At 70.2% G+C, this 23,194-nt stretch carries 23 protein-coding genes; 18 read left to right on the forward strand and 5 right to left on the reverse strand.

The window, feature by feature from the left end; genetic code table 11:
• The first annotated feature begins 31 nt into the window (after positions 1-31).
• The 18 genes from ACQP2E_RS20785 to ACQP2E_RS20870 are packed head-to-tail and all read left to right on the forward strand — an operon-like array spanning position 32 to position 19,678.
• The gene (locus ACQP2E_RS20785) at positions 32-916 is read left to right on the forward strand and encodes a hypothetical protein (protein ID WP_433824581.1); all 885 of its coding nucleotides are present in this window, start codon (positions 32-34) and stop codon (positions 914-916) included.
• The gene (locus tag ACQP2E_RS20790; RefSeq protein WP_433824582.1) at positions 916-1,977 is read left to right on the forward strand and encodes a hypothetical protein; all 1,062 of its coding nucleotides are present in this window, start codon (positions 916-918) and stop codon (positions 1,975-1,977) included. Before ACQP2E_RS20785 ends, ACQP2E_RS20790 begins: the two co-directional genes overlap by 1 nt.
• Positions 1,974-3,911: a hypothetical protein gene (locus ACQP2E_RS20795; protein WP_433824583.1), complete on the forward strand. Its 1,938-nt coding sequence runs from the start codon at positions 1,974-1,976 to the stop codon at positions 3,909-3,911. Before ACQP2E_RS20790 ends, ACQP2E_RS20795 begins: the two co-directional genes overlap by 4 nt.
• A gap of 2 nt (positions 3,912-3,913) precedes the next feature.
• A complete protein-coding gene (locus ACQP2E_RS20800) occupies positions 3,914-5,131 on the forward strand; it encodes a hypothetical protein (RefSeq protein ID WP_433824584.1) in 1,218 nt (405 codons plus the stop codon).
• Positions 5,128-5,682: a hypothetical protein gene (locus ACQP2E_RS20805; RefSeq protein WP_433824585.1), complete on the forward strand. Its 555-nt coding sequence runs from the start codon at positions 5,128-5,130 to the stop codon at positions 5,680-5,682. The genes ACQP2E_RS20800 and ACQP2E_RS20805 overlap by 4 nt, the downstream gene beginning before the upstream one ends.
• A gap of 15 nt (positions 5,683-5,697) precedes the next feature.
• Positions 5,698-6,534, forward strand: coding sequence for a CHAT domain-containing protein (locus ACQP2E_RS20810; RefSeq protein ID WP_433824586.1), 837 nt, complete (start codon positions 5,698-5,700; stop codon positions 6,532-6,534).
• Entirely contained in the window at positions 6,531-7,109 is a 579-nt protein-coding gene (locus tag ACQP2E_RS20815) for a hypothetical protein (protein ID WP_433824587.1), read from the forward strand. Before ACQP2E_RS20810 ends, ACQP2E_RS20815 begins: the two co-directional genes overlap by 4 nt.
• On the forward strand, positions 7,106-8,095 hold the full coding sequence (locus ACQP2E_RS20820) for a HesA/MoeB/ThiF family protein (protein WP_433824588.1): 990 nt from the start codon (positions 7,106-7,108) through the stop codon (positions 8,093-8,095). Before ACQP2E_RS20815 ends, ACQP2E_RS20820 begins: the two co-directional genes overlap by 4 nt.
• A 6-nt stretch (positions 8,096-8,101) precedes the next feature.
• On the forward strand, positions 8,102-9,643 hold the full coding sequence (locus tag ACQP2E_RS20825) for a hypothetical protein (RefSeq protein ID WP_433824589.1): 1,542 nt from the start codon (positions 8,102-8,104) through the stop codon (positions 9,641-9,643).
• A complete protein-coding gene (locus ACQP2E_RS20830) occupies positions 9,640-10,662 on the forward strand; it encodes a JAB N-terminal domain-containing protein (RefSeq protein ID WP_433824590.1) in 1,023 nt (340 codons plus the stop codon). Before ACQP2E_RS20825 ends, ACQP2E_RS20830 begins: the two co-directional genes overlap by 4 nt.
• Positions 10,619-11,464: a hypothetical protein gene (locus ACQP2E_RS20835; RefSeq protein ID WP_433824591.1), complete on the forward strand. Its 846-nt coding sequence runs from the start codon at positions 10,619-10,621 to the stop codon at positions 11,462-11,464. Before ACQP2E_RS20830 ends, ACQP2E_RS20835 begins: the two co-directional genes overlap by 44 nt.
• Positions 11,461-13,125, forward strand: coding sequence for an ATP-binding protein (locus ACQP2E_RS20840; protein WP_433824592.1), 1,665 nt, complete (start codon positions 11,461-11,463; stop codon positions 13,123-13,125). The genes ACQP2E_RS20835 and ACQP2E_RS20840 overlap by 4 nt, the downstream gene beginning before the upstream one ends.
• 5 nt (positions 13,126-13,130) lie before the next feature.
• Positions 13,131-14,291 (forward strand): AAA family ATPase, encoded by a 1,161-nt coding sequence (locus ACQP2E_RS20845; RefSeq protein WP_433824593.1) that lies wholly within the window; start codon positions 13,131-13,133, stop codon positions 14,289-14,291.
• Positions 14,284-15,075: a hypothetical protein gene (locus ACQP2E_RS20850; RefSeq protein WP_433824594.1), complete on the forward strand. Its 792-nt coding sequence runs from the start codon at positions 14,284-14,286 to the stop codon at positions 15,073-15,075. The genes ACQP2E_RS20845 and ACQP2E_RS20850 overlap by 8 nt, the downstream gene beginning before the upstream one ends.
• A complete protein-coding gene (locus ACQP2E_RS20855; RefSeq protein ID WP_433824595.1) occupies positions 15,072-15,338 on the forward strand; it encodes a hypothetical protein in 267 nt (88 codons plus the stop codon). Before ACQP2E_RS20850 ends, ACQP2E_RS20855 begins: the two co-directional genes overlap by 4 nt.
• A complete protein-coding gene (locus ACQP2E_RS20860) occupies positions 15,335-16,003 on the forward strand; it encodes a hypothetical protein (RefSeq protein WP_433824596.1) in 669 nt (222 codons plus the stop codon). Before ACQP2E_RS20855 ends, ACQP2E_RS20860 begins: the two co-directional genes overlap by 4 nt.
• Position 16,004: 1 nt before the next feature.
• Positions 16,005-17,504 (forward strand): hypothetical protein, encoded by a 1,500-nt coding sequence (locus tag ACQP2E_RS20865; protein WP_433824597.1) that lies wholly within the window; start codon positions 16,005-16,007, stop codon positions 17,502-17,504.
• A complete protein-coding gene (locus ACQP2E_RS20870) occupies positions 17,501-19,678 on the forward strand; it encodes a hypothetical protein (RefSeq protein ID WP_433824598.1) in 2,178 nt (725 codons plus the stop codon). Before ACQP2E_RS20865 ends, ACQP2E_RS20870 begins: the two co-directional genes overlap by 4 nt.
• 18 nt (positions 19,679-19,696) lie before the next feature.
• Here ACQP2E_RS20870 and ACQP2E_RS20875 read toward each other — a convergent pair whose 3' ends face one another.
• The 5 genes from ACQP2E_RS20875 to ACQP2E_RS20895 form a co-directional block, all read right to left on the reverse strand.
• A complete protein-coding gene (locus tag ACQP2E_RS20875) occupies positions 19,697-19,909 on the reverse strand; it encodes a radical SAM-modified peptide, FtsH ternary system-associated (RefSeq protein ID WP_433824599.1) in 213 nt (70 codons plus the stop codon).
• On the reverse strand, positions 19,906-20,658 hold the full coding sequence (locus ACQP2E_RS20880; protein ID WP_433824600.1) for a hypothetical protein: 753 nt from the start codon (positions 20,656-20,658) through the stop codon (positions 19,906-19,908). Before ACQP2E_RS20880 ends, ACQP2E_RS20875 begins: the two co-directional genes overlap by 4 nt.
• Positions 20,655-20,825 (reverse strand): hypothetical protein, encoded by a 171-nt coding sequence (locus ACQP2E_RS20885; RefSeq protein WP_433824601.1) that lies wholly within the window; start codon positions 20,823-20,825, stop codon positions 20,655-20,657. The genes ACQP2E_RS20880 and ACQP2E_RS20885 overlap by 4 nt, the downstream gene beginning before the upstream one ends.
• A 91-nt stretch (positions 20,826-20,916) precedes the next feature.
• Positions 20,917-21,477, reverse strand: coding sequence for a dihydrofolate reductase family protein (locus ACQP2E_RS20890; protein WP_433824602.1), 561 nt, complete (start codon positions 21,475-21,477; stop codon positions 20,917-20,919).
• 76 nt (positions 21,478-21,553) lie between these two features.
• A complete protein-coding gene (locus ACQP2E_RS20895; protein ID WP_433824603.1) occupies positions 21,554-23,137 on the reverse strand; it encodes a diguanylate cyclase domain-containing protein in 1,584 nt (527 codons plus the stop codon).
• Between the last annotated feature and the right edge of the window lie 57 nt (positions 23,138-23,194).

Here is a 23,194-nt window from a genome sequence, read left to right on the forward strand (position 1 = left end):
CAACCAGGACGACGGAGATCGCGCCGTCACCGTGTTCAGCTGGCGTGGCCGGCCGCTGACCGCTCTCGGTCCCAGCGACGTGCCACTCCCCGGACCGGCCCAGCTGGCCATCGCCCGCCAGATCCTCTCTGCCCTCGACGACCTGGAGAACGCCGGAATAGTGCACGGGTTCGTCGCGCCGGACACCATCCATTGGGACGGCAGCCAGGCTCACCTCGTGGACTTCCGGTGGGCCCGCCGGACCGGCGCGAAACGAAACTTCGCCCGTCGCGACGGCTGGGCCGCGCCCGAACAACACGACCACACCGGTGCCGTCCATCCCGGGAACGACGTGTACAGCGCCGCCGTCATCATCTACCAGCTGACAACCGGCGAGTTCCCGGACGAGGCGGCCATGATGCGGCAACGTCTCGCAGCTCGGCCGGGACCGTTGCAGGTGATCTTCGCGGACGCCTTCGCGGACCGGGCCGAAAGGCGCCCGTCCGCGGCAACAATGCTGGCCCGGCTGCCTGTCGACGATCTCGGGGAGCCACGGCGGGCCCGGCGGGCCCGCGGCGACCACCAGGCCCGCGAGCGGTACCGGGCACTGCGTGAGCGGCAACGTGCCTACCACGTGCAACTGCTCGAGCAGCAACGGGCGAACTCACGTCCCCGGCCGCGAGCCCCGCGTCAGCCACCGGCGGAAGAACCCCGCCCTGCGCCCGACCCGCCGGCACCGGAACAGCCGCCGGCAACGGAGACGGTGCCCGTCCGCGACGACACATGGCCGCCCATCACCTTCGATGCACCACCCCGGCAGCCCGTGGCGCGGAGTTCGTTCCTGCCGTCTGTGTCCGGCACCGTCCTGGTCTCGGCGGCGGTCGCGGTGGTCACCGTCGTCATCGCCGTGACGCTGGTCCTCAAGGGGTTCGCCTGATGACCGACGCCTACGGTTCGCGCCGCATCCGCTGCCCGCTCTGTCTGAACTGGATCGACTGGGACCGGGTGCCCTCGGTGGTGATCGACGAGACCGGTGCCGAACAGCCCGTCACCTCGCGGCCGGCCGACCCTGCCCTGGGTGCGAACGAGAAGTACGCCGCGGTCCGCCGCTGCCCCCACTCATCGCCGCCGCACTACCTGCCCGATCAGTACGGCGCCTTCGGCGAGCCGATCGTCGTGGGCGTGGTCGGCAACAGCCTGGTCGGCAAGACCCATCTACTGGCCGCAATGGTCGGGCAGATGCAGATCGTGACCAAGATGGACGCGCTGGGTCTCGAGGTCCGTCCTCTCGACCCGGGCATTCACCTCGACTTCCAGCGGAACTACCTGGAGCCGTTCCTGAACGGCCGGCGGCAACTCCGGGCCACCGCGATCGAGGATCCCAACGCCCTGACGTACGCGGTGCAGGTCTTCAGCCGCCGCAGTGGGCGCGCACACGCCCTCGCATTCTTCGACGTCTCCGGTGAGCAGCTCATCCGGGCGCAGGGCAACGCCTTCATCCAGGCCGTCGACGCCCTGCTCTTCGTGGTCGACGCGGCCAACGTGCCGCCATTCATCGGCAACGGCAACGAGGTTCCGCCGGACAGCACCTTCGAAGCTGTGCTGACCCGGCTGGAGAGGCAGTTCTTCGGCGACCAGCACGCCGGCGGTGGTTTCGTACCGCTTCCCGCGGCCCTGGTGGTGGCTAAGGCGGACCGGCTCGAGTTCGACGCGGAAGCACCGCTGCGTCGCTGGTTCTCCCACGACGACGACCTGGATCTGAGCACCGTGGAGGACGAGAGTGAGGACGTCTACGCCTTCCTGTCCACCCGGGGCGCGGGCGCCTGGCTGTCGCCGGTACACCGTTGCCTCGACGTCAGCCTGCATTACACCTCGGCTACCAACTGCGAGCCGGACGGCGACACGTTCCCGCGGGAACGCTTCCGGCAGCGGCGAGTCTTCAAACCACTGCTGACCCTTCTCGCGAAGAAGAACGTCGCGCTGGGAGAGGTGCCGTGAGCAGACCGCCGATCGGCCACGCCGACCAGATCGTGTTCCGCTGGTCGGACTACTCACTCACCGGCCGCAAGGGGGTCGGGCCGGTGGCGGCGTCGATCGGCGCCACCGAGCTGGCCCGCTGGGAAGACCTGCTTCAGCCGTATATCTGGGCCACCGACCGTGACCTCCCGGCGCAGCAGTCGGACCTCGTCCATCGAATACACGGCAACCACGCCGTTGTCCTTCACCGGCTCTGTGTTGCCGACCCGCACGGACGCCCGGGGTCCACCCTCACCCATTGTCTGATCGGCTCCCCGGACGAACTCACCCCTGCCACGGCCGTCGGCCTGCACAACTGGCCCGGCTGGGTGACCGATCCGGACCATCTGCCCACCGACGGCCGGCTGGACCCGGTCTCCGGCGCACAGCTCATCGGCCACGGCGAGAACGGCCTGCGCCGGATCCGGCAGATGCTGGCCGTGGACCGCCCGGTGGAGCTACCTCGGTTGTTCGCCGCGCTGCTGGACGACCCGTCGGCCCGGCTGGTGGTGATCGACCCGAGTGTGTCGGCGATCCTGCTGATCGGTGCGCTGGTCGAGATGTCCGCCGTTCTGCTCGCCGGGACGATGACCTTCTCGACCCGGGAGGAAAAGGAACTGCACGCCAAAGGGCTGCGCATCATCGTCGTGGACGGCCGGCTGGCCGCGCAGGCGCAGCAGGCGGGGTACCGCCGCGTGCCACCGGGACAGGCCGAGCTGCCGTTCGACCAGCTGGCCGGCCAGCTGGTCGAGACATACCTGGTCGAGGGCCTGGCCCGGCTCGAAGAACTCCGCAACACACCGCTGCCGCAGACCCGCTCCGAGGTCTTGCACTGGGTCGAACGGATCCAGCGGGCGCCGGGTGTGCTCGGGTCGATCGGCGGACTGCTCCGGCGAGCCGCCGGCAACACAACCCGGCCCGAGGAGATCGGTTATCTGACGTCGCGAGCCGGTCAGGACGCCATCCGCACGGCTCTGGACCGAGCTCTTACCGCCCAGCTCACCGAATGGACCGGTGGACGCTCCCGCGACCTGGTCCGTACCGGCGTCGTCCCCCTCATCCACGAGGAACTGCTGGTGCGCCTCTTCCGCGACGTTCGCGCGCTCGATCGGGACAAGCCCGTCGCCGCGCTCGTCGCCGCCGGCGTGGACCACCAGCGGGTGCTCACCGCCATGAGGCAAGCCTGGGAACGCTTGCACAAGGAGCACCGGCCCAGCAGCTCGGCGGTCGATCTGGTGCGGACCGCGACGAGCCTGGGACTGACCTCCGACGAACTCCGGCCGGTCGCCGACGACATGTTCGGCACATACCCGATCGGCGAACTGCTCCGGGCGGCCGCCATGTACAGCAGCATTGATCCGCAGGTGACCCGGATGCTGATGGACGCCCTGATCCGGCGCCGGCGCCGGCGCCAGGACGCCAAGGAGGCCACCCGGGTCCTGGAGGACTACGCGTGGTTCGTTCCCGTCGTCACCGCGCTGGAGCCCGATGACGAACCACAGGCCGTGGAACTCTTCCTCGAGCTGCTGCTGCTCGCCACCGGGGGTGCGCCCATCAAGAGCGCCGACCAGATCCGCCGGATCCTCACTGAGGCACATCGCCCGACGATCGCGTTCCAGGTGGCGGTCTTCCGAGCGGCCGAGTCGGACGCCGCCCAATTCATTCGTGACCTCCTGCTCGTTCAGTTCCTGGAGGACCGCGGCTTCGTCGCTCCTGCCGAACAGCAGGACCAGCCGAACAGCGGCAGCCAGCGATGGTGGAGCTGGCGGCACGGCACGGCGCAGGCCGCGGGCCGCCCGGAACCGGCGCCGGATCCCTCCGCCGCCCCGCAGACCGGTCCGACGCACTCGACGGGCGTGTGGGACAAGCCTCCTCCCGGAGCGACACCCCGCTCCCACCCCGAGACGGAAATGTGACGATGACCGCGCCAGTGAGCTCCGCGCTCAAGGAGAGCAGCAATGAGATCGTCTACGTCGCCGAGCAGGCGGGGTACGAAACCCAGCAGGTGCTCCTCCGGCTGAGCCGGCTCCTGATCGAGAAACCCGCCGGGTTCGTCGGCGTGGACCTGGCGCGGACGTACCCTCCGGAAACCCTGCTGCCCGACCGGGTGAACCGGCAGGCTGAGTTGATCAGCCGCGTGCTCGCCGGATTCCGCGACGCGCTGGTCTTTCTGCCGGTCGCTATCACCTGGTGGTTCCTCGCCACCTCGTTCGGTGACCCGATCCCGGCGGACCGAACGTTCCTCGACATCTGGGGCAAGGATCTCGCCGTCACCGCTGCAATCGTGTGCGGGGCGATCGTCGTGGTCATCCTGGTGACCCTCGGGCTGCACGCCTGGGATGACGTCGTCGAACGCCGGACGTCCCAGGCCGCCCTGCGCGACCGTCTCGGCCGTGCCCTGGTGGCGGCCACCCTCGCCTTGGCCGACGACGCCATCGAGATCCAGCCGGTGCCGGCGGCGGACATCCAGCGCCTCGGGTACTACCTCAGTACGGCCATCAGTGGACTCGAGGAGGAACTGCGGCGTACCGGTGAGGAGCTGAAGAATTCCCTGGACACCGGCCCGGCCAGCCGGTTCGCGCAGGCACTCGAGGGGTGGAGTGCGGCGGCGAGCAATTTCAGCGCCATTGCACCGTCGCTGATGGCGCCCGCCGCGATGCTCCAGGACTTCGTGCAGATCCGGAAGGATCTCACCGAGGAGAACCTCCGCCTGATGAACGTGATGAGATCGCTTGTCCTCCAGGTTCAGCAGGCCACCGAGTCGTTGTCCACCGAGGCGCAGGCCCATCACGGGGTGGCGAACCGGGTGCTTGATCTGAGCCGCGAGGTGGGTCGCACCCTGGATAGCTTCGGCGAGCAGGCCCGGTCCATCATCGAGTTCAGCGACCGTGTCTACGACGTGCTCCGAGAACAGGCCGGCTTCTCCAGCCCACAGGTCCCGCCGCAGGTCCCGCCACAGCGGCCGCCCGGATTTCCATCGGCGCCCGGCTACCCGCCGCCCCGGTCCGCGCCACCACCGTTTCCGCCGGACCAGCGCGATCCGTACTACGACCGGGGTCAGCCACAGCAGAGCCGGCCCCCCGAGCCGGATGACGAGGACCCCTTCACGCCGGATCCGCCATGGGGCAAGCCATGAGACGTCTACGCGCCGGCCGGGCCGGCGCCACCCACCTGGCCGGGTGGGTGTTCGCCGACCTGACCGTCGTGGTCCTGCTCGTCGTGCTGGTGATGACGCCCGCTCGGCCGGCGCCGAAGGTGGATCCCCCGCCCTCCTCCCCGCCGACCAGCCTGCCGACGTCCCGCCCCGCACCGACACAGGTCGAGCCGAGCCAGCCGCCGGTCCTCGAGCTCGAGGAGGTCCCCAAGATCGTGATTCAGGTGGACGGGGAGGCCCTGCTGTCCGGGGGCGCGCGCGGCCGGACCGCCGCCGACGGGCTCCGCGACGATCTCAAACAGAGAATCGCGGAGGCGGGACTGAGCGGACGGCAGGCCGGACTGCTGCTCACCTTCGGCGCCGCGCCCACCCCGGAGTTCCGCGGCAACATCGGCAAGCGGATCGCCCAGCGTGCCAATGCGGTGATCATCGGCGAGGTGCCGCTGTTCGACGACGCCCGGCGACGCGCCTACTGGACCTACGGCGCGTCTCCCAGCTTCGTGGAGATCGAGATTTTCTTCTTCCAGAAGTGAGAGGAGCCCACCGTCATGACCGAGTTGTCCTTCACCGACGCCGAGAACGCGGGCGGATACCTCCTGCTGGCCGAGATCTACCACAACCAGCCGAGCACACAGTTGATGCTGATGCGCGCCGGCATCCCGATGAACGGCTTGGCCCCGTTCGGTCAGCCCAACATCGTGGACTGGTGGCGCCAGGTGGGCCTGACCGTCGAACAGGGCGCCTTCGCCCGGGTCGGCCAGCGGCAGCTCTTCGCCGCCGCCCGGCAGCAGTACCCCGGTAACAAACTGCTGAGCCGGCTCGCCGCCGGCGAGCCGGGACACGCCTCGGTCCTGATGCTGCTCGCCAGCCCGGAGGACCGCGGCCGGATGCGTCTCGAGCTGGAGGCGCGCGCGGTCGAGTCGATCGCCCGGGAGTACCCGGACAGGCTGCGGCCACGAGTCAGTCTGGCCACCCGCCTGCGCGACCTGGAGCGCGAACTCGTCGACGCCCAGCCGCTCGACATCCTGCACTTCGCCGGGCACGGCACCGCCGACGGCCGTTTGATCTTCGACGGCCCGGGCAGCGGGCATCCCGTCGACCCTGCCGGCTTCAGTGAGCTCGTGGCGGCCGCTGGCACACCGCGCTGCGTCGTCTTCAGCTCCTGTTTCAGCGGCAACTATCTGCCCGCGCTGCGCGGCGCCGCGAAAAACGTCATCGGCAGCGAGGTGGCACTCAGCGACAAGTGCGCGGTCGTCTTCAGCAGAGCCTTCTATCGCATCCTCGCCACCGGACGGCCGGTGCCGGACGCGTACCGCTTCGCCGCGGCGGCCATGCGGGCCGAGGGGTGCGGCAGCCCGATGCGGTGCTGGCCGGAGCCGGCATGAGCACCGACGACGAACGCGCCGTGGTCCGGCGATTCCAGGAGGCACGGGAACAGGCCGAGTGGCAGACCGATGTGCAACCGGACGGCACCGCGGTCACCTCGCTGTTCTGCGAATGGATGGGCGAGCCGTGCGAGGGATGCGCGCACACCTTCCGGGAGGGGGACCGGGTACGAGTCGAACGCGACGACGACGGCTCGTTGATGTCAGTCCGCCACCTCGACCCGCTGCTCGGCTGCGCCGGCACGTCGACCGCCGCGGCCCGTACCAGCGAGCTGGTGGAGCGATTCCATGCCGCCATGGACGCCGCCCACAAGCCGCCGGAGGGTCTGCGGCTGGAGCGGTTGCTCCCCGGCGACGTGCTGCTCGAGGCCAGCGAGTTGCGACCGAGCTGCCCGCAGTGCAGCTACACGTTCCGTCCGTTCGAGGTGGTGGTCCGCTGCCCGTGCCGGGAGCCGAACTGCAACGTGTCGCTGCACCGCGACGTGGAACGCGGACTCACCTGTTTCGACGATCGGTGGCCCGATCACCGGGTCAACCACTGCCTGTTCCGCAAGCGTGCCCTGGAGGCGCGATGAGCGAACGGTTCGCGCGCCACACCGGCATTCCCGGGTGGGACCAGCCGGCTCTGGCGAAGGCCCGGGTGGTGATCGCCGGCATGGGCGCGCTCGGCAACGAGGTTGCCCGGCTGCTCGCGCTGGCCGGCGTGGGATGCCTGCTGATCTGCGATCACGACGTGGTCGAGGAGTCCAACCTCAGCCGCACCACGCTTTTCCGGACAGCCGACATCGGGCAGCCGAAAGTGCTGGCCGCGCGGCGGGCACTGGCCGATCTGGCGCCCACGACGGTCGTGGAGGCGCGGGTGGCGCCGCTGGTGAGTGGCGCCGGCATCGGCGAGCTGCGATCCGCGGACATCGTGATCAGCTGTCTGGACTCCCGGGCCGCACGACTGCAGCTGGCCCGGCGCTGTGGTCTGGCCGGAACCGGCATGCTGAACGCGGGCACCTCACCGTGGGGCGGTGAGATCTGCTGGTACGCGCCCGGCGGCGCCTGTTACTCGTGCGGGATGACGTCCGCCCAGCGTACCGAGGACGACGCGCCGATCGGGTGCGCCGTGCCGGCGCCCAGCCTGCCCGCCTCGGCGCCGATCTCCGCGATGATCGGGGCCTGGCAGGCGACGGCCGCGGTCCGGCTGCTCTGCGGCCTGCCGGTGCCCACCTCGATCACTCGGCTGGACGACGGATTCGACGTGCAGACCGTGTACCGCGCCGGGATCGATCCGACCTGCCTGTGGCATGAGCCCGTCCCGCCGGAGCAGGTACGGAGCAGCGGGCTGACAGTTGACGCGACCGCCGGTGAGCTGCTGCAGGAGGCGGGTGACGGCGTGGACGTCGTCACCCAGGAGACGTTCAGCCGTCCCGGGCAGGGGACGAGACGCACCCGGGTGCTCGCGGAAGCACCGCCCGGAGCCCGGCTGGGTGACCTGGGTGTCGCACCGGGCGAACTACTCGCGCTGGTCGGCGGCGACCGTATCGGCTACATGCAAATCAAGGGTTTCTGGTGAGGAAGCATGCCTGAAGACGAAATTTTGAAGAACGAGGTCATCAAGATCCTCGCGGAGGCGCTCAACCGATACAGCGATGCCCTGTTCTTCCTGACCAAACAATGCAAACTCGCCGCCGACCGGATCCCTCCGGAGACCGATTTCCAGGCAACGGCCTTCTGGGACAGGGTCTACCGTGAATTCGAGTTCGGTGCGACGGTGGACGGTCTGCTGAGCCTGGCACGCGCCGTGAGCGCCCGGTGGCCGGGTAACCGTACCTTCCGGCAGTTCCTGGAGGAGGAGACACAGAACGCCAAGCCGGGCCCGGACGCAAACCCGGACCCGGACCCGGAACCAGCCTCGCCACGCCCGGGCCCTCCTTCCAGGACCGAGTCTCGATCCTGGCGCAGAACCGAGAGCCGGCGCGGACCGGCACCCGGCCGGCCACCCGGGTTCAGCACCCTGGAGATCTTCGGGTCGGACAACTTCCACGTCCTGTGGCAGACCGTCCAGCAGTCCGATCCCGGCGCCGAGTGGCTCTACACGGCCGAGCGGGAGTTCGCGGCTCTCGTCTCGGACACCGGGGTGGCCGACGACGTACGCCGCCGGCTCAAGCAGCGACTGCCCGGAGAGCAGATCAACGTCGACTTCAACGTGTACGAGTTCCGGCCCTGCCTGCTGTACCGGCTGACCGTGATCGGACCGGATCACCAGCAGTTCCTGCTCAGTTCACAGCCCAGCACGACTCGGGTCTCGGAGATACCGCAGTTCGTCCTGGACCAGTACGGCGACGACCGGATCGACGGTCAGCGGGTCCGTACCGTGGTGGACCTGCTGAGCACCGGGCCGAACGGACAGGACCGTCGCCGTCTCGATCCCCGGCACACCCTGGCCGAGGCCGAGGTCCCGGACGGCGGCACCCTGCTGGTCGCCACCGAGGTGATCGCCGGTTTCTCGATGAAGGCGCAGAACGCGCTGGCCCGGGCCCGCAACCAGATCGGCCGGTTCAGCCGGTCGCACGACGAGTTCGTCCTGCTGGATCAGCGCCCGAAGGGCCTGCCCACCGAGTACGACGTCGAACTGCTGGTGCCGGGCATCGAACGGCGTGCGGACGGGCCGCCTCGAACCACCGGCAAGCACCGGATCAGTATCCAGCTGCTGGCGGACTACCCGGACAAGGCGCCGTTCGTGCAGTGGCTGACCCCGATCTACCACCCGAACGTCGGCTCTCGGCGGGTGACCGGGACGAGCGAGTCGATACGCATTCTCTGCCTGGGGTTCCTGCAGAAGTTCTACGAGCCCGGCCTCGATCTCAATTACCTGTGCCAGATGATCGTCGACGTCGCGCGATGCCGCAATTACTCACTTCCAGAGGAGTTGGATCGGGACACCCCCGGTGAATTCGACAGGGAGGCACTGACATGGTTTCTGACGCCGGATGGACAGGCCATGATCGTGAGCATCGACGGCGCCACCGTGGAGGAGCTACAAGCTCATCAGTACGAGGGGAGAGACACCCCGCGTACCAGGTCTTCGCGAATATCCAGAATTCGCTCGGATCCGTCATGACGCGCTGGCTGGAGGTTCTCCGTGGCCCCAACGGCGATTACCACGAACGGATAAACCTCGAGGAGACCCTGCTCGCGGCCGCCCGGCGGGAAATGGGGCTGACCGCGGACGTGCCGGTGGCGCTCGCCGTCGTCCAGGGCCCGGACCGGGGTCATTCGGTGCGGAACCCGGACGTCGTCAACGTGGATCCGCATTACGGCAGTGTCGTCTTCACCATGTCGGCGGATGCCGGAATCGGCCAGGCGCAGCACCGCTACTTGAGCGAGTTTCTCGGACCATACCTCCAGGAGCACCTCCGCCGGAGCGAGCCCGGGGAACAGCACTGGGAATTTCGGATCATCACCGCCGAGGGCGCTGACGACTTGCGGCGGCCCGCTCCGCTGGTCGACAAGGCCGTCGAGGTGGACATGGGAAGGCCGAGGACCAGGCAGGCCCGGATCCGCCGGGTGGAGGGTCCCGATCTGGCGGCCTTCGATCCGGCCGAGCACGATGTCGATCCGGGTGACCTCCGGGCGACGAATGTCGTGCTGACCGCAGAGACCCACCAGCAGCTGAACGAGACCCTGCCGTTGTCCGACCGTACCGAGACCGGCGGTTTCCTGGCCGGGACCGCGCACACCGTCGCCGGCCGTCCGGGCGCGCACCTGGTCCGGGTCACCAGGGTGATCCCGGCCGAGCACACCGGCGCCGGCCCGGCGCAGTTCACCTTCACCCCCGACTCCTTCGTGGCCCTGAGTGGCCTCCTCGACGAGGCGAGCGGCGAGGTGCTGCTCGGCTGGTACCACAGCCACCTGTTCTCCTCGGCCAGCCGGCTGGCCCTGTCCGGCACCGACGTCGCCCTGCACTTCCGCACGTTCCAGCGTCCGTTCCAGGTCGCCGGACTGATCAACTACACGTTCCGCGAGCGCACCGTGCGGTTCTATGCCCGCGACGGTGACCAGATGCGGGAATGCCCGCAGTGGGTGGAGGACGAGCATGCTCGATGCCGCCTTGAGCGTCCTGGCAGCGATCCGCGATGACCGGCCGCTACCCACCGCGATGATCGGTACGACAGCCGGCCTCGCCCGTCCGCCGCGAAGCGCCCGCCGGGAGGTGGGCCGGGTGGCCGCCACCGTCGCCGCCCGGATGCGGATCAGCAGCCCGCCATTCGGCGAGCCGGCGCCGGCCGGTCCCGACATCCTGGTGCTCGCCGCTCTCGTGGCGGCCCGGCGCGACCCGCTGCTGGAGCGGACCCGGCCGCTGGTCAGCCCACCCGGTTCAGCCTGGGACGTGGTGCTTCGCGACGCGCTCGTGAGCCGGGCCGCGCTCGACCCGCAGGCGGTCCCGTCGCTGCGGACCGAGTTGCGCCGGGCCTCCCCGCTGACCGGCGTGCTGGACCACCCGGACCCGATTCGCCGGGGACAGAGCCTGCTTCTGCTCACCGACCGGCTGTTGCCCGCCGCGGACGGGTACCGCCTGGTGGTGTCCTCGTGGGCGGCGCCGCCGGACGATCCGGCCCAGGCCGCGTGGCGTGGCTGGGTGCTGTCACGGTTCTGGTCCGGTGAGGACCATGTCGGCTTCGTCCTCGACGTCTACACCGCGGCACGGGTACGGCACGGCTTCGCGCACGACCGGCGGATCAGGGCCATGGAGAACAGGCTGGCCAACTCCGGACCGGACCGGGAGACCGAGGCCGTGGCTGACTTCTGGCGCCCCCTGCTCTCGCTCGAGCGGGACCGCAAGGAGCTGCTCCGCCAGTACTCCGACCTGAGGGAGTACCTCGGAGCGCTGCGCTACGTCATCACTCACGACGGCGCGTCGCTGGACGGAGGCACTCCATGACGCACCCCACGGCGCTCACCGACCGTGAAGCGACCCTGCTCGCGTACGGCCGTGACATCCGCCGGGCCGCGTCGCTGCTCAAATCCGGGCTGTCGGTGCTGATCCACTGCGACAAGGCGGTCGGGCCGCACCTGTGGGAGTCGATGGTCCATCAGGCGAACAGACGCGCGGTGCTGGTGGCCGGTCCTGGCGATCCGCAGGTCCGAGCGATGAACCCGCGCCCGCCGATGCCCGGGCTCAGGCTGGGAGCGGCCGATGATCTAGCCGAGGACACCGAGAACGCGCGAGTCGCGTTGCGTACCTTCCGCCAGCGCTACCTCGACGAGATCCGGGAGAAACTCGCCCTGCTCAAGGATGACGAGGTCCTGGTGATGCTGCATCTGGACCTGCTGGCCAGCTCGGTGGAGTCGACCTTGGCGCCAGAGGTCCGTGAGCTGGTCGAGCTACTCTACGGGCCGGGCGGGATGGAAGCGACGCTGCGGCAGGCGCCGAACGTGGAACGGGTTCTGCTCGGCTTCGTTGAGCCGACGCTGGTCATCCCTCAGGTGCTCGCCAAGCGATTCGTCGTCCCGCTGACCCTGTCCGGAATCGGTCCGACCGTCTCGCCGGAGGTCGGCGTCGAACAGCCCAGCGCGGCCGCCCTGGTCCTCGCTCAGGAGGCGAAACTCTTCGCGGGGTACAAGGCGGACGAGATGTACAAGCACCTCGCCGGCCTGCACCCGGTGCGACTGCGTCAGGCCATGAGGTACGCGTACGACCAGCACCAGGCCGATCCGCCGAGCGAGGTCGCCAAGTTGCGACAGACGCTGCGCGAGTTCAAGGCCGATACCTCGGGCAGCTTCGAACTGCCCAACGTGAGGTTCGACGACATCGGCGGTTACGACGACGTCAAGCGGGAGATGGCGGACGCGATCCGGATCCTGATGGATCCGCACGCGCCGCGTCAGGTCCGCCGGTCACTGCCGCGCGGCTACATCTTCTGCGGGCCGCCCGGCACCGGCAAGACAATGTTCGCCAAGGCTATCGCCAACGAGATGGACGCCACCATCAACGTCGTCTCCGGGCCGGAGGTGACCAGCATGTACTTCGGCGAGAGCGAGCGACGGGTCCGCGAGTTGTTCGCCGAGGCCCGCCGCAACGCGCCATCGGTGATCGTTTTCGACGAGATCGACGCTATCGCGGGACGCCGGTCGAGCCACGCTGACGGCGGGGCGCGAGCCAACAACGCCATCGTCGCGCAGATCCTGACCGAGATGGACGGCTTCCGGGAGGAACTGACCATGCTGGTGATCGGCACGACCAACCAGGTGAACCTGATCGACCGCGCGCTGCTGCGGCCGAGCCGGTTCCAGCAGGTCGAGATCGGCCTACCGGATCCGGACGCCCGGCGGAAGATCATCGAAGTGTGTGCTGCCGCCAACGAGATCACCGTCCCGCCGAAGCTGATGCCCGCGCTGGTTCAGGCGATGACCGACTGGAACGGTGACGAGATCAGGGTGGTGTTCGCCCGGGTCACCGCCGCGGCATACCGGCGGAAGGCCAAGATGAAAGCGGGCCTGCCGGTCGGACCGGAGGCGCCGATCGAGACGCTGCTCGGGAAGATCGTCGGTCAGATGCAGCGCAGCCGGCTCCAGGACCAGGCAAGCCGGCGAGAAGGCTGACGGCAATGCTCGACTCCCGGGTGATCTCTTCGGTTGATCGCTTCAACACGATCCGGCAGACGCTCAAAGCCGCATACGTCGCCCGCGACCAGGCGATCGACCTGCTCGTGCTGGGCACCATCTGCGGCGAGCACGTGCTGTTGCTCGGCCCCTCCGGCACCGCAAAGACCGACCTGGTGACCCGGTACGCCCAGCTCATCACGGCCCGCAAGTTCAGCTACTTGCTGACCCGATTCACCGAGCCCACCGAATTGTTCGGGCCGGTGGACATCAGCGAGCTGGGCAAGGGCCGATATCGGGTCCGCACCGACAACATGCTGCCCGAGGCCGAGATCGCTTTCCTGGACGAGATCTTCCACGCCGGCAGCGCCGTGCTCAACACACTGCTCAGCCTGCTCAACGAGCGCAAGTTCCACAACGGACCCGACTATCAGCCGGTGCCGCTGGTGACCATGGTGGGCGCTGCCAACGAGTTGCCGGACGATCCAGCCCTGACGCCGATCGCCGATCGGTTCCTGCTGCGTCACCTCGTGGAGCCGGTGGCCGACGCCGACATCCCCCGGCTGATCGAACTCGGCTGGGACCATCGCTGGCGGCGCGAACCCGGCACCGCAGCTGAGGCGCTCGCCACGATCGACGACCTCGCCGCGCTCAACGCCGCCCTCTATCAGGTGCGGCTCAAACCGGTTCTCGAGGCGTACACCATGATCCTCACCGATCTGCGCCGGTCAGGCCTGCGCATCTCGGACCGGCGGGCGGTGCGCTGCCTGAAGCTGGTGGCGGGAGCCGCCCTGCTGCGCTGCAGCGACGAGGCACGAACCCGGGACCTGTGGCCGCTCGGCCACGTCTGGAGCGCACCGGCCGACCGGGCGCTGGTGCAGGACGCGGTTCAACAGATCGTGCAGGACGACGGCGGCATGGTGGTCACCGGGTTTCGCAGCCCGCACGAGGTCCTTACGGAAGCGAGGTCGCTGGCCGCCCGCTCCGGTCTCGACGACCTGTCCCGCCTGCAGCAGCTGGGCCGGCTCCGGCACGAGCTCCGCCGGCACGGGGACGACGCGGCGGTCGCCGCGATCGACGAGATCATCCGGCCGTTTCTCGAAGACCCGACCCGACAACCCGACCCGCCGGGCGGGCCGTCACAGGAAGGTTCCGCCGATGTGTAACCCACGCCGTCTCGAGGTCCGGCTGACCCGCGAGGTCACCCAGTCCTGGAGCGAGGAGATCACCCGGGCTGCTCAGGCCAGCACCACTGTCGACGGCGAGGCATCGGTCGTCCTGCCGCTGACCCAGGATTTCACCGACGGGCTGCGGGCCGCCTTCCTCGCCGCCCTCGGCACCGATGAGCAGTGGATCGCCGTCCCGGACGGTTACGCGCTCGACGTCGCCGAGGGGACCGCCCGCTACGACGCGGCGACCGGCGAGCTGCGCCTGCAGTTCCAGCTGACCGACGAGGTCGTCGTGGAGGTGGAACAGTCGCAGGTGCTCTCCGATCAACGGACCGCCCGCGTCGCGGCCGAGGCGACCGAGCTCTACCGCCCGTGGCGGTCGGAGACCGAGGAAGCCGCCCGGCGGACCGCCACGGCACGCGTCAACCAGGATCTCGACCGGCTGGAGCGGGAGCGGGAAGTGAGCCTGCAGGACCAGGCCCGGCGCAACGTCGAAAGGCAGCGGGCGGCAGCGGAGCGGGCTCTGGAGCAAGAGGCAACGGCACTGGCCGCAGCCCGCCTGCGAGAGCAGGCCGACGCGCGCCGGGAGGCCCTGCGGGAGCAGGCGGAGCTGCGTCTGGAAAGGATCCGCTCGGCGGCCATGGCGAGCATCAACGCGGCGGTGCTCACCGCGATCCGGACGACGGTGGGCGCCTTCGCCGTCGAGAACAACGGGCAGATCACCCGGGACGAGGAGAGCGACGGCATCCTCGAGCTGGAACTCGTGTGGGAGGACCGGTGAGATATCGGGTCAGCCTGCGGTTCAACAGCCGTACCGGCGAGATGGAGACGTTCGTGGTGGAGGCGGTCGACGCGAACACCCACCGCCCGGAGCACGACGCCGAGCATGTGCGCGCCGCCAACGCCGTCGGCCGGTTGCTCGACCCTCATCCCGGCGTCCAACCGGTCGCCCCGGACCGGATCGGATCCACGGTGAACCGGACCGGGCTCCGCCCGCCGGCCGACGAGGAGAGCGAGACCGGCCGCAACCGGGTGACCGAGTGAGAAGCAGCCGCCGTGACCTGTTGCGGCGAGCCGCCGAATGTTTCCTGCGCGACGGCGTTCCCGACGAGGCGGTGGATTGTTATGTCGCCGCCGGAGACCACCTTCGAGCCGCGGAACTGCTCCGGGATCTGGGCCGCCCCCTCGACGCAGCCCGGCAGTACCAGCAGCTGAGGCAGTGGCGGGCCGCCGCCGATTGCCTCTACGCCGCAGGTCATGTCCGGGAGGCGGTGGACTCCTGGGTTGCCGCCGGCGATGTGCTGCTGGCAGCGTGGGAGCTGGTGTTGTCCGCCGCACCGCGGCGCCCCCCGGCGGCCGCCCGGGACCGGGCACGGCAACTGGCGGCATCGGTGACCGAGCGCTCCGCCGGAGTGCGGCAGCGCCGCCGACTGGTGCTGAGCCTCTGCGAACCGGACAGCACGGCGGCACGCCGGGCGACCGCCGTGGTCCTCACCGAGGCGCCCGCCTGGATCGCCGACCTGCCCCAGGGTGACTGGGCCGAGCTGGAGCGATGGGCGGTTCGTGCCGCCACCTTCATCGAGCGCCCGGACCTCGCCGCCGGAGTGTTCGCGGCGTCCTACCGAGCGGGTGGTGCCGGTGTACTCCCCCGCTGGCGGCAGTGGACGGTGTCCGCCCTCGGCGACGCCACCGGCGTGCCGGAGCGATGACATGAGTTTGCAACCGACCGGTGACCCGCCGCTGCACCAGGTCCGGGTCCTCGGCTGGTTCCCGGACGCGTCAGCGGCGCTGACCTTCGTCGGTATGTCCGTCCCGGATCCGGAAGTGGATCTCGCCCGGTCAGCACGCTTCTTCCGGTGGCCGATCACCCGGCCCGCCGCTCGGCCGGTGTGGGTGAGCGTCGACGCCACGATCCCGCAGATCGGCCACCTCGTCGAGCTGGCCGGCGGCAGGCTGGCGGCGATCCGCGACGGGCGGGTCGTCCGGGTCCGTGGACACAGCGCCGGCCCGGAGCCGATGCCGTCCTACTACTCGGAGTTGCTGCTGGCCGAGGTGAGCGCGGCGTCCCTGCTCGACGGGCTCCCCCACACTCCCGTACCGGCATCAACCCCCGGTGACCTGGTCGTACTCGCCCCGGGTGCGGTGGGCCGGCTGATACTCCGGCGGGCATTCGGCATCGGATCCGTCCGGGCGGCGACCGCCGTCTGGTGGCCGGTTGCCGCGCCGCAACAGATCCACGGCATCTACCTGCGCCTGTCGGCCGATGAACACGCCAGGACCGCGTTCCTGAACGACCTGGCCGAACTGCCCGCCGTCCTCGTCGGCCGGCCCGCGGACGGCGCGGAGGATCTGCTCACCGATGTGCGGTACCGCTTCCCGCAAACGGTCAACCGGTTGCGGACGCTGGTGCCGCCGAACCAGGGCTGGCTGGTGTCCGACCGGCTGTGGGCGTTCCATCTGGCCGGGCAGCCGGTGAACGGCACCGACCTGCTGGACGCGCCGGTCGTGTGCCCGGCGGACGAACTGCCGGCGGCGCCACGCCCGCTCGCCCACCTGGAGCGGTCGGCGGTGGCGGTGGCGGTCAGCCCAGGCGCCGGCTACCGGGTAGACGCCGTTCTGGTGAGCGACGCCGAGCTCGCACCGCTGCGTGGGTACTTGCAGCGAACCACCGCGCACAACGACGCCACCCTGGTTCCCGGACCGGGCCGGCACTTGCTGGTCAGCACCGGTGCCGAGGACCTCGCCGACATCCCGCTCGGTGTCCCGGTCCGCCATCTCGGCCCGGACGGCCTCTACCTGGAATCCGGATGTGTGCTGCGGCCACCGGTCCCGGTCACCGCGCGACCGGCGTTGTTCGGCGTCGACGGAAACGTGCTGGTGGTGGCGACCAGGGCAGGCACCGTCCGGCTCGAACTGGATCGCTCCTGCCCGGCGTGGACTATGTGGCTCGAGGGGCCGGCCGAGGTCGCCGGTGACCTCTCGCCGGAGGCGCTCCGGTTGCTCGAGAACCTGGAGATCAGCGGATACCGGCCGGAGGCCGGGGAGGCCGATGAGCCTGTCACCGGCGTCACCCGGGCAGCCGTGCTGGACAAGGCCGGCGACCTCGTCGCGGGAGGTGCTTTCGAGGCCGCTGCCGAACTGCTCGAACAGATCGGCGAGCAACGCCGAGCGGCGATCCTCTACCGCCGCGCGGCGGAGCAACAGCAGTGACGTCACCGGCCGCGTGGGCGGAAGCGATGGGCAGCACCGTCGGTCGCACCATGAGGTCCGCGTGCCCGTACCGAGGCCTCGACTTCCATGTACGGGGCATGGCGGCCAGCGGATCCCTCGTTGAACCGGTCACCACCGTGCATGGGGGTGCCCGGTACGCGGCCGCGGCCGACGAGGTCCACCGGCGCGGCGCCGGCCCGGTGTGGAGCACACGACTCGCCACGGACGGGCCGATCCTCGACCTTGACGTCTCCGCTGACGGGGAGTTCGTCGCGGTAACTGCCGGTGAGCCCAGCGCCGGCATCCACGTGCTGCGGGCCGATGACGGCGAGGTCCACTGGGTGCTCTCTGGTCACCGGGCATGCGCCTTCGATCCGCGCCGGCCCGGGCACCTCGCGGTGACCGGGCCGGAGGGCCTGACCGTCGTCGACGTCCGGGAGCAGGACGTCCTGGTGCGCCGCCCGGAACGGGACGAGCTGGGCCGGCCGGCCTGGGCGCCGGCGGGTACCCACCTGGCCGCCGGCACCCGCAACCGGATCTTGATCTGGTCGGTGGCGACCTGGGCCCGCGACGTCGTGGTCGAGGCGCCGGGCCCGCACGGCATGTACGGCCGGATCGCCTGGTCCCCGGATGGCACCCGGCTGGCCGCGGCGCCGGGACGGCCCCGCCACGGGCCGGTACACGTGTGGGACACCCGGAGCTGGCGGGTGGTCCGCCTCCTCGGCGAAACCTCCGGGCCGCAGCAGGCGCCGGCACTCTGCTGGTCACCGGACGGCACCGCGCTGTGCTTCGTAGCGGCGCCGGACAGCATCGAGGTGTGGGACGTCGCCGGTGACGTGCTGCTCGCCGTGTTGCGCCCGGTTCCGGGCGATCACGACCGGCACTCGCCGCTCTGGGCCGTTCGCTGGAACGAGCCCGGGTCGATCGAGGTCGGCACCTACGTCAGTGGCACGGTGGAGTGCGCCTTCAGCCCGCCGCCGCCTGGAGCCGCGGCGCCGGAGGTGCCGCTCCCGCACGACTGCCGGCCGGCCGAGGTCGCCTCGCTCGGGGCGGTGGTGGCCTCGTCCGGCGCCGAGGTGCCGTTGCGATTGCTGGCCGACCTGCTGGTGGCGACCGGCACGAGCGGGCCGCTGCTGGCCACCGCGGTCGCCCACTCGGCGGCCATGGCTCGCTTGCGGGCGCTGGACTGGCCGGCCCGGGCCCGATACGGCATCGTGCTGCTGATCGCCAAGCACATTCGCGGCCAGGCCCGGTTCCGTGCGCCGAAGGACGTCCCCCGGCACCGGCTCGAAGCGGACCTGCAGCGCGTCCTGACCGCGTACCACTGCCCCGCAGAGCCGGTGGACGTGCGTGAGGAGATCGTCGCTATGGCTGTCGACCAGGTCGCCGGCCGTTTCCTGGGCCTGCTCACCATCCTGGGTCCGCGAGCGATCGCCGCCGACCCGCTGCTGCCGGTCCGCCTGCTCGGCCTGCCGTCGCTGCCCGAGTTACCGCCGGTCGCCCGGGAACTGATCGACCAGCAGCCGATCGGCGGCGATCTGCGCCACCAGGGCTCGGGTACGGGCGGCGGTTACACCGGGCTGTCCCGGCGGGGTTCGCTGGCCCGGCTGCTGCCACGGGAGCTGGCCATCACGCAGCCCTCGCTGGAGGCCCGGTTCGCCAATCACGACCTGCTCTTCCGCACCGCCGAGGGAGCAGACCCTCGCCTGTCCGGCACCGTCGTCGTGGTCCTCGACGACACCCCGCCGGCCTTCGGACGGGTCGGCGTGACGCTCCGTTCGGTTGCCCATCTGGTCGGAGCCGCCCAGGTCAGGTCGCGGCGCCGTGTCGCGGTGATCAGTCTGGGCGATCCCGCGGACGTCCGGTGGATCACCGCCCCCGCCGAGTTGGTGCTCCTGTGGGACCACTGGCGGGCCACGCCGGCCCGGCCCCGCGACGCTGCACGAGCCCTCACGGCGGTCCGGCGCGACGCCGACGACGGTCGTTCCGGCCCGGCGCGGGCGATCCTGCTCACCCAGCCGTACCAGTCCTTCCCCGAGGTCCCCGGCCTGCGGCGGGTGGACGTGATCAGGCCCGGAGGCGCGTCGGCGCAGCGATCGCCCCACCGGTTCGAACTGGTCACCGACCCGGAGGCCGGGCAGATGCGCCGCCTGCTCGTCGAGCTGATCCGCTGAGGCCGGTCGGGTTCCCGCTCAGCCGCACAGCATCTGGTCGATGGGCCCGCTGCCTATCCGCCGCAGCAGCGCCTCCAGCGCCTCCGGGCGCATGCCGTCACCGAGGATCTCCAGTCCGTTCTCGGTGAACGAGACCCGCAGCCGCACCAGGTTGCCGTCCGGGTAGTCGTCGTACTCGTCGGCCTGAATGAGGTCGGGCAGGTCGTCGACATATCGAGGACCGTCGTTCATGTCCACCTACCTTTCAGCTCGGCGCCGTTGTGGAGGCAGCAGACGGCAACGGCGCTGGGCGCGGCGCTCTTGGCCGGTTCCGGAGGGGGTTCCGGAGTGGCGGACAGGAAGATGGCGACGCCGACGGTCACCACCAGCATGCCGAGGACGGCATGCACCCGCGCGCGACGCAACTGGGCCCGCACCTGCCAGGCGTGCATCAGGGCGAGCAGCCGCTGGCTGGTCTGCTGGACCACCGCCAGGTTGACCCGGGCGTCCTCCAAGCCGTGCACCAGGATCTCCCGGGTGGGATTCCGGGCGACGGCTGCCTCCAGAGCGGCCACTGCTCGCCGCCGCATCCGCAGGGCGTCGCGTAACGATTCCAGGTCACCGAACTGGCCGAACAGCGCGGACGGATCGGTGGCCGCGAGATTTCGCAGACCGGCGGTCTCGCGGCGGTGATAGGTCGCCAAGGAGGTGACCGGCGGCGTGAGTGCCTCGGAGATGTGCCAGATCGCCCACGCGACGCCCACCATGGCTATGGCAAGACCGATGGCGATGGCGACGGCGTCACCGGTGTTCTCGATCCGGCCGAGCGCGGTCAGTGGGACACCGGCGATCAGTGTGGCCCCGACCGCGCCCACGGCAGCGGCAGTCCACCGCGCGGCGGCCCGCATGTCCGCAACGGCGTCCAACGGCGACGGAAGTCCTGACGTGGCAACGGAGGCGACGGGTTCGAGGGGATCCTGCGCGATCGAGGGGAGCGTCATCCCACCGCGCCAGGCTCGTCGCCCTCGCGGAGCAGAACCAGCGCGTCGTCGTCGGCGATCCGCACGTGCGGGACCCAGTCCTGGCCGTCGAAGATGAGGAGCCGGCCGTCGGCCTCCTTGACATCGCCGGCGATCGGCGGATTGGCAGGCGCTGGACTCTCCGACATGGACCCATCCTGCCGGTGACACAGAGCCAGAACAACCCTCCTTTTCGGTGATCAGTGGCTGATACTTCCGCAGCCCGTTCGCTCCTGTGGTTCAGCGCGCGCGGCGATAATGCATGAACACCGCGCCGTTGCGGAGCGGCTCCGCCGACACCAGCTCGAGCTGGCGCGTGCCGGCCAGCCCGTCCTGATAGAGCGTCGGCCCGTGGCCGGCGATCCTGGGGTGCACGAGCAGCTTGTACTCGTCGATCAGGTCCAGCCGGTCGAGCTCGGTCGCCAGTTTGCCGCTTCCGAGGAGGACCCCGGCCGGGGTCGCGTCCTTGAGCTTCTGTACGCCCTCACGCAGGTCACCGCCCGCGATGTGGTGGCTGTTGGCCCACGTGAAGTCCGTGCGCGCCGACGACACCACGTACTTGGGCTTGGCCTCCAGCTTGACCGCCCACTCGTGGATGGCCGGCGGCACCTCCTCGTCGCCGCGGGCGACGGCCGGCCAGAAGCCCTCCATCATCTCGTAGGTGACGCGACCCCACAGCATTGCTCCGTTCTCGTCCATGAGACGGGTGAAGAGGGCGTGCGTCTCCTCGTCGGCGATCCCCTCCTGGTGGTCGACGCAACCGTCCAGGGTGACGTTGAGGCTGAAGGTGAGCAATCCCATGGTCGGCGAGTCTAACGGCACAGCGGCGCCGGCCCGGGCACGTCGCGCCGGCGCCGCCCCTGATCAACGAGGACACTCAGCTGATGGCTTCGACATAACGGTTCTTGCCGGCGGCCTTCGCGGCGTACATGGCGGCGTCCGCCTCCCGCAGGATGTCCTCCGCGTCCACGCCGGGCCGGTTCACCGCGATGCCCACGCTGGCCGAGACCAGGGCCGGCTCCCCGTCGATGTCGATCGGCTGCTGAACCACGGCGATCACCCGTTCCGCGGTCGGGCGCGCGGCGACGTCGTCGGCCAGGCCCTCCAGGATGATGGCGAACTCGTCACCGCCGAAACGCGCCACCGTGTCACCGACACGCAGTTCGGTACGCAGCCGGATGGCGACCTCCTGCAGGACGGCGTCACCGGCATGATGGCCGCGCTGATCGTTGATCTGTTTGAAGCCGTCCAGATCGATGAAGAGCACAGCGAACGTACGATCGCCGCGCGCGTGCGTGGCAATCGCGTGAGTGAGACGGTCGTAGAACAGCAGCCGGTTGGCCAGGCCGGTCAGCGGGTCGTGGAAAGCCAGCTGCTGGAGCTGGGCCTCGACGTGCTCGCGGCGGGTGATGTCCAGGCGCAGCGCGGCGGTGGCCCGGTCGACCTGTTCCAGAGCACGGTTACGGCTGCCGGCCAGGCTGCCGATCATGACGGCGAGCAGGATCGTCAGGAGGACGCCGGCGGCCCCGGTGAGCCGGCTCATGCCCCGGTCGGTGGTGGTGAGCAGCCGGTGGGTGGGCCACACCGTGACGTGCCAGCGGCGTTGCCCGACGGAGAGGTTGTGCTGGCGCACCAGCGTGGTGCCGGAGGCTCGGGTGCCCGGGCTCACGGCGGCGATGACGGCGCCGGACTCGCCGGAGTCGGTGAGACTGACCTGCACGGTGCCGTTTCCGCGGTCGAGCAGGGCCTGCGCCAGGAAGTCCTGGCCGCGCACCCCCATCAGTATCCAGCCCTTGAACTTGTCCGGCGCCGCCGAGCCCAGCCCGCTGTGCACCGGCACGGTCAGCACCACGCTGCTCTGACGTGCCTTCGCGGGCACCGTGCTGTCGCGCAACGCCGGATAGGCGGAACTGATCGCCAGGGTGTTGCTGTGCAGGGCGGTGTACAGCGCGGCGCTGATCGGTTCGCTGACGCCCACGTCCGTACCCTGCATGTCGCGTTCGTCGAACGCTTTCTCCAGGACGAGGAACTCGTGCATCGCCTCCCCCGCCTCCGGTTTCAGCGACAGGGTGGGATTGCCCCGGGCACGCCAGTAACGCTGCACCGCGCCGGTCTGGGCGGTGACGGCCGGCACGACGAATCCGAGCGCACTCGCGCCGGGCAGCCGGGTCGTGTCCAGCCCGGCGGTGATCCGGGTGAAGTCGCCGGCGTTCAGGTCCGACTGTGCGCCGACCGCGTACGCCATGTCGGTGAGCGTCTCGCCGTACCGGGTCACCCGGTCGGTGATCGCCGCGGTGACCTCACCGGCGTAACGATCCATGACCTGGTCGGCGTAGCGATTCTCACCGGCCACGACTGCCGCATAGGCGGTGCCGGTCACCACCAGCCCGGCCAGCAACACGAGCACCATCAAGGCCGCGCCGGCCCGGCGCCGCCGCGGGGACGCCGGGCCGCTCACCACAGTCACATCCCTCTGTTCGGCACCCACGGGCCGTCATTGAACCCGGTGCTGACGGGA

The sequence above is a fragment of the Actinoplanes sp. CA-015351 genome (assembly GCF_050955685.1).
Taxonomy (GTDB): Bacteria; Actinomycetota; Actinomycetes; order Mycobacteriales; family Micromonosporaceae; genus Actinoplanes.

Bases quoted from the DNA above. Each gene is read 5' to 3' on its own strand.
- ACQP2E_RS20810 (WP_433824586.1), top strand. From the start codon at position 5,698: ATGACCGAGTTGTCCTTCACCGACGCCGAGAACGCGGGCGGATACCTC.
- ACQP2E_RS20840 (WP_433824592.1), top strand. From the start codon at position 11,461: ATGACGCACCCCACGGCGCTCACCGACCGTGAAGCGACCCTGCTCGCG.
- ACQP2E_RS20880 (WP_433824600.1), bottom strand. From the start codon at position 20,658: ATGACGCTCCCCTCGATCGCGCAGGATCCCCTCGAACCCGTCGCCTCC.
- ACQP2E_RS20820 (WP_433824588.1), top strand. From the start codon at position 7,106: ATGAGCGAACGGTTCGCGCGCCACACCGGCATTCCCGGGTGGGACCAG.
- ACQP2E_RS20800 (WP_433824584.1), top strand. From the start codon at position 3,914: ATGACCGCGCCAGTGAGCTCCGCGCTCAAGGAGAGCAGCAATGAGATC.
- ACQP2E_RS20890 (WP_433824602.1), bottom strand. From the start codon at position 21,477: ATGGGATTGCTCACCTTCAGCCTCAACGTCACCCTGGACGGTTGCGTC.
- ACQP2E_RS20885 (WP_433824601.1), bottom strand. From the start codon at position 20,825: ATGTCGGAGAGTCCAGCGCCTGCCAATCCGCCGATCGCCGGCGATGTC.
- ACQP2E_RS20845 (WP_433824593.1), top strand. From the start codon at position 13,131: ATGCTCGACTCCCGGGTGATCTCTTCGGTTGATCGCTTCAACACGATC.
- ACQP2E_RS20875 (WP_433824599.1), bottom strand. From the start codon at position 19,909: ATGAACGACGGTCCTCGATATGTCGACGACCTGCCCGACCTCATTCAG.
- ACQP2E_RS20865 (WP_433824597.1), top strand. From the start codon at position 16,005: ATGAGTTTGCAACCGACCGGTGACCCGCCGCTGCACCAGGTCCGGGTC.
- ACQP2E_RS20805 (WP_433824585.1), top strand. From the start codon at position 5,128: ATGAGACGTCTACGCGCCGGCCGGGCCGGCGCCACCCACCTGGCCGGG.
- ACQP2E_RS20835 (WP_433824591.1), top strand. From the start codon at position 10,619: ATGCTCGATGCCGCCTTGAGCGTCCTGGCAGCGATCCGCGATGACCGG.
- ACQP2E_RS20830 (WP_433824590.1), top strand. From the start codon at position 9,640: ATGACGCGCTGGCTGGAGGTTCTCCGTGGCCCCAACGGCGATTACCAC.
- ACQP2E_RS20790 (WP_433824582.1), top strand. From the start codon at position 916: ATGACCGACGCCTACGGTTCGCGCCGCATCCGCTGCCCGCTCTGTCTG.
- ACQP2E_RS20815 (WP_433824587.1), top strand. From the start codon at position 6,531: ATGAGCACCGACGACGAACGCGCCGTGGTCCGGCGATTCCAGGAGGCA.
- ACQP2E_RS20850 (WP_433824594.1), top strand. From the start codon at position 14,284: ATGTGTAACCCACGCCGTCTCGAGGTCCGGCTGACCCGCGAGGTCACC.
- ACQP2E_RS20825 (WP_433824589.1), top strand. From the start codon at position 8,102: ATGCCTGAAGACGAAATTTTGAAGAACGAGGTCATCAAGATCCTCGCG.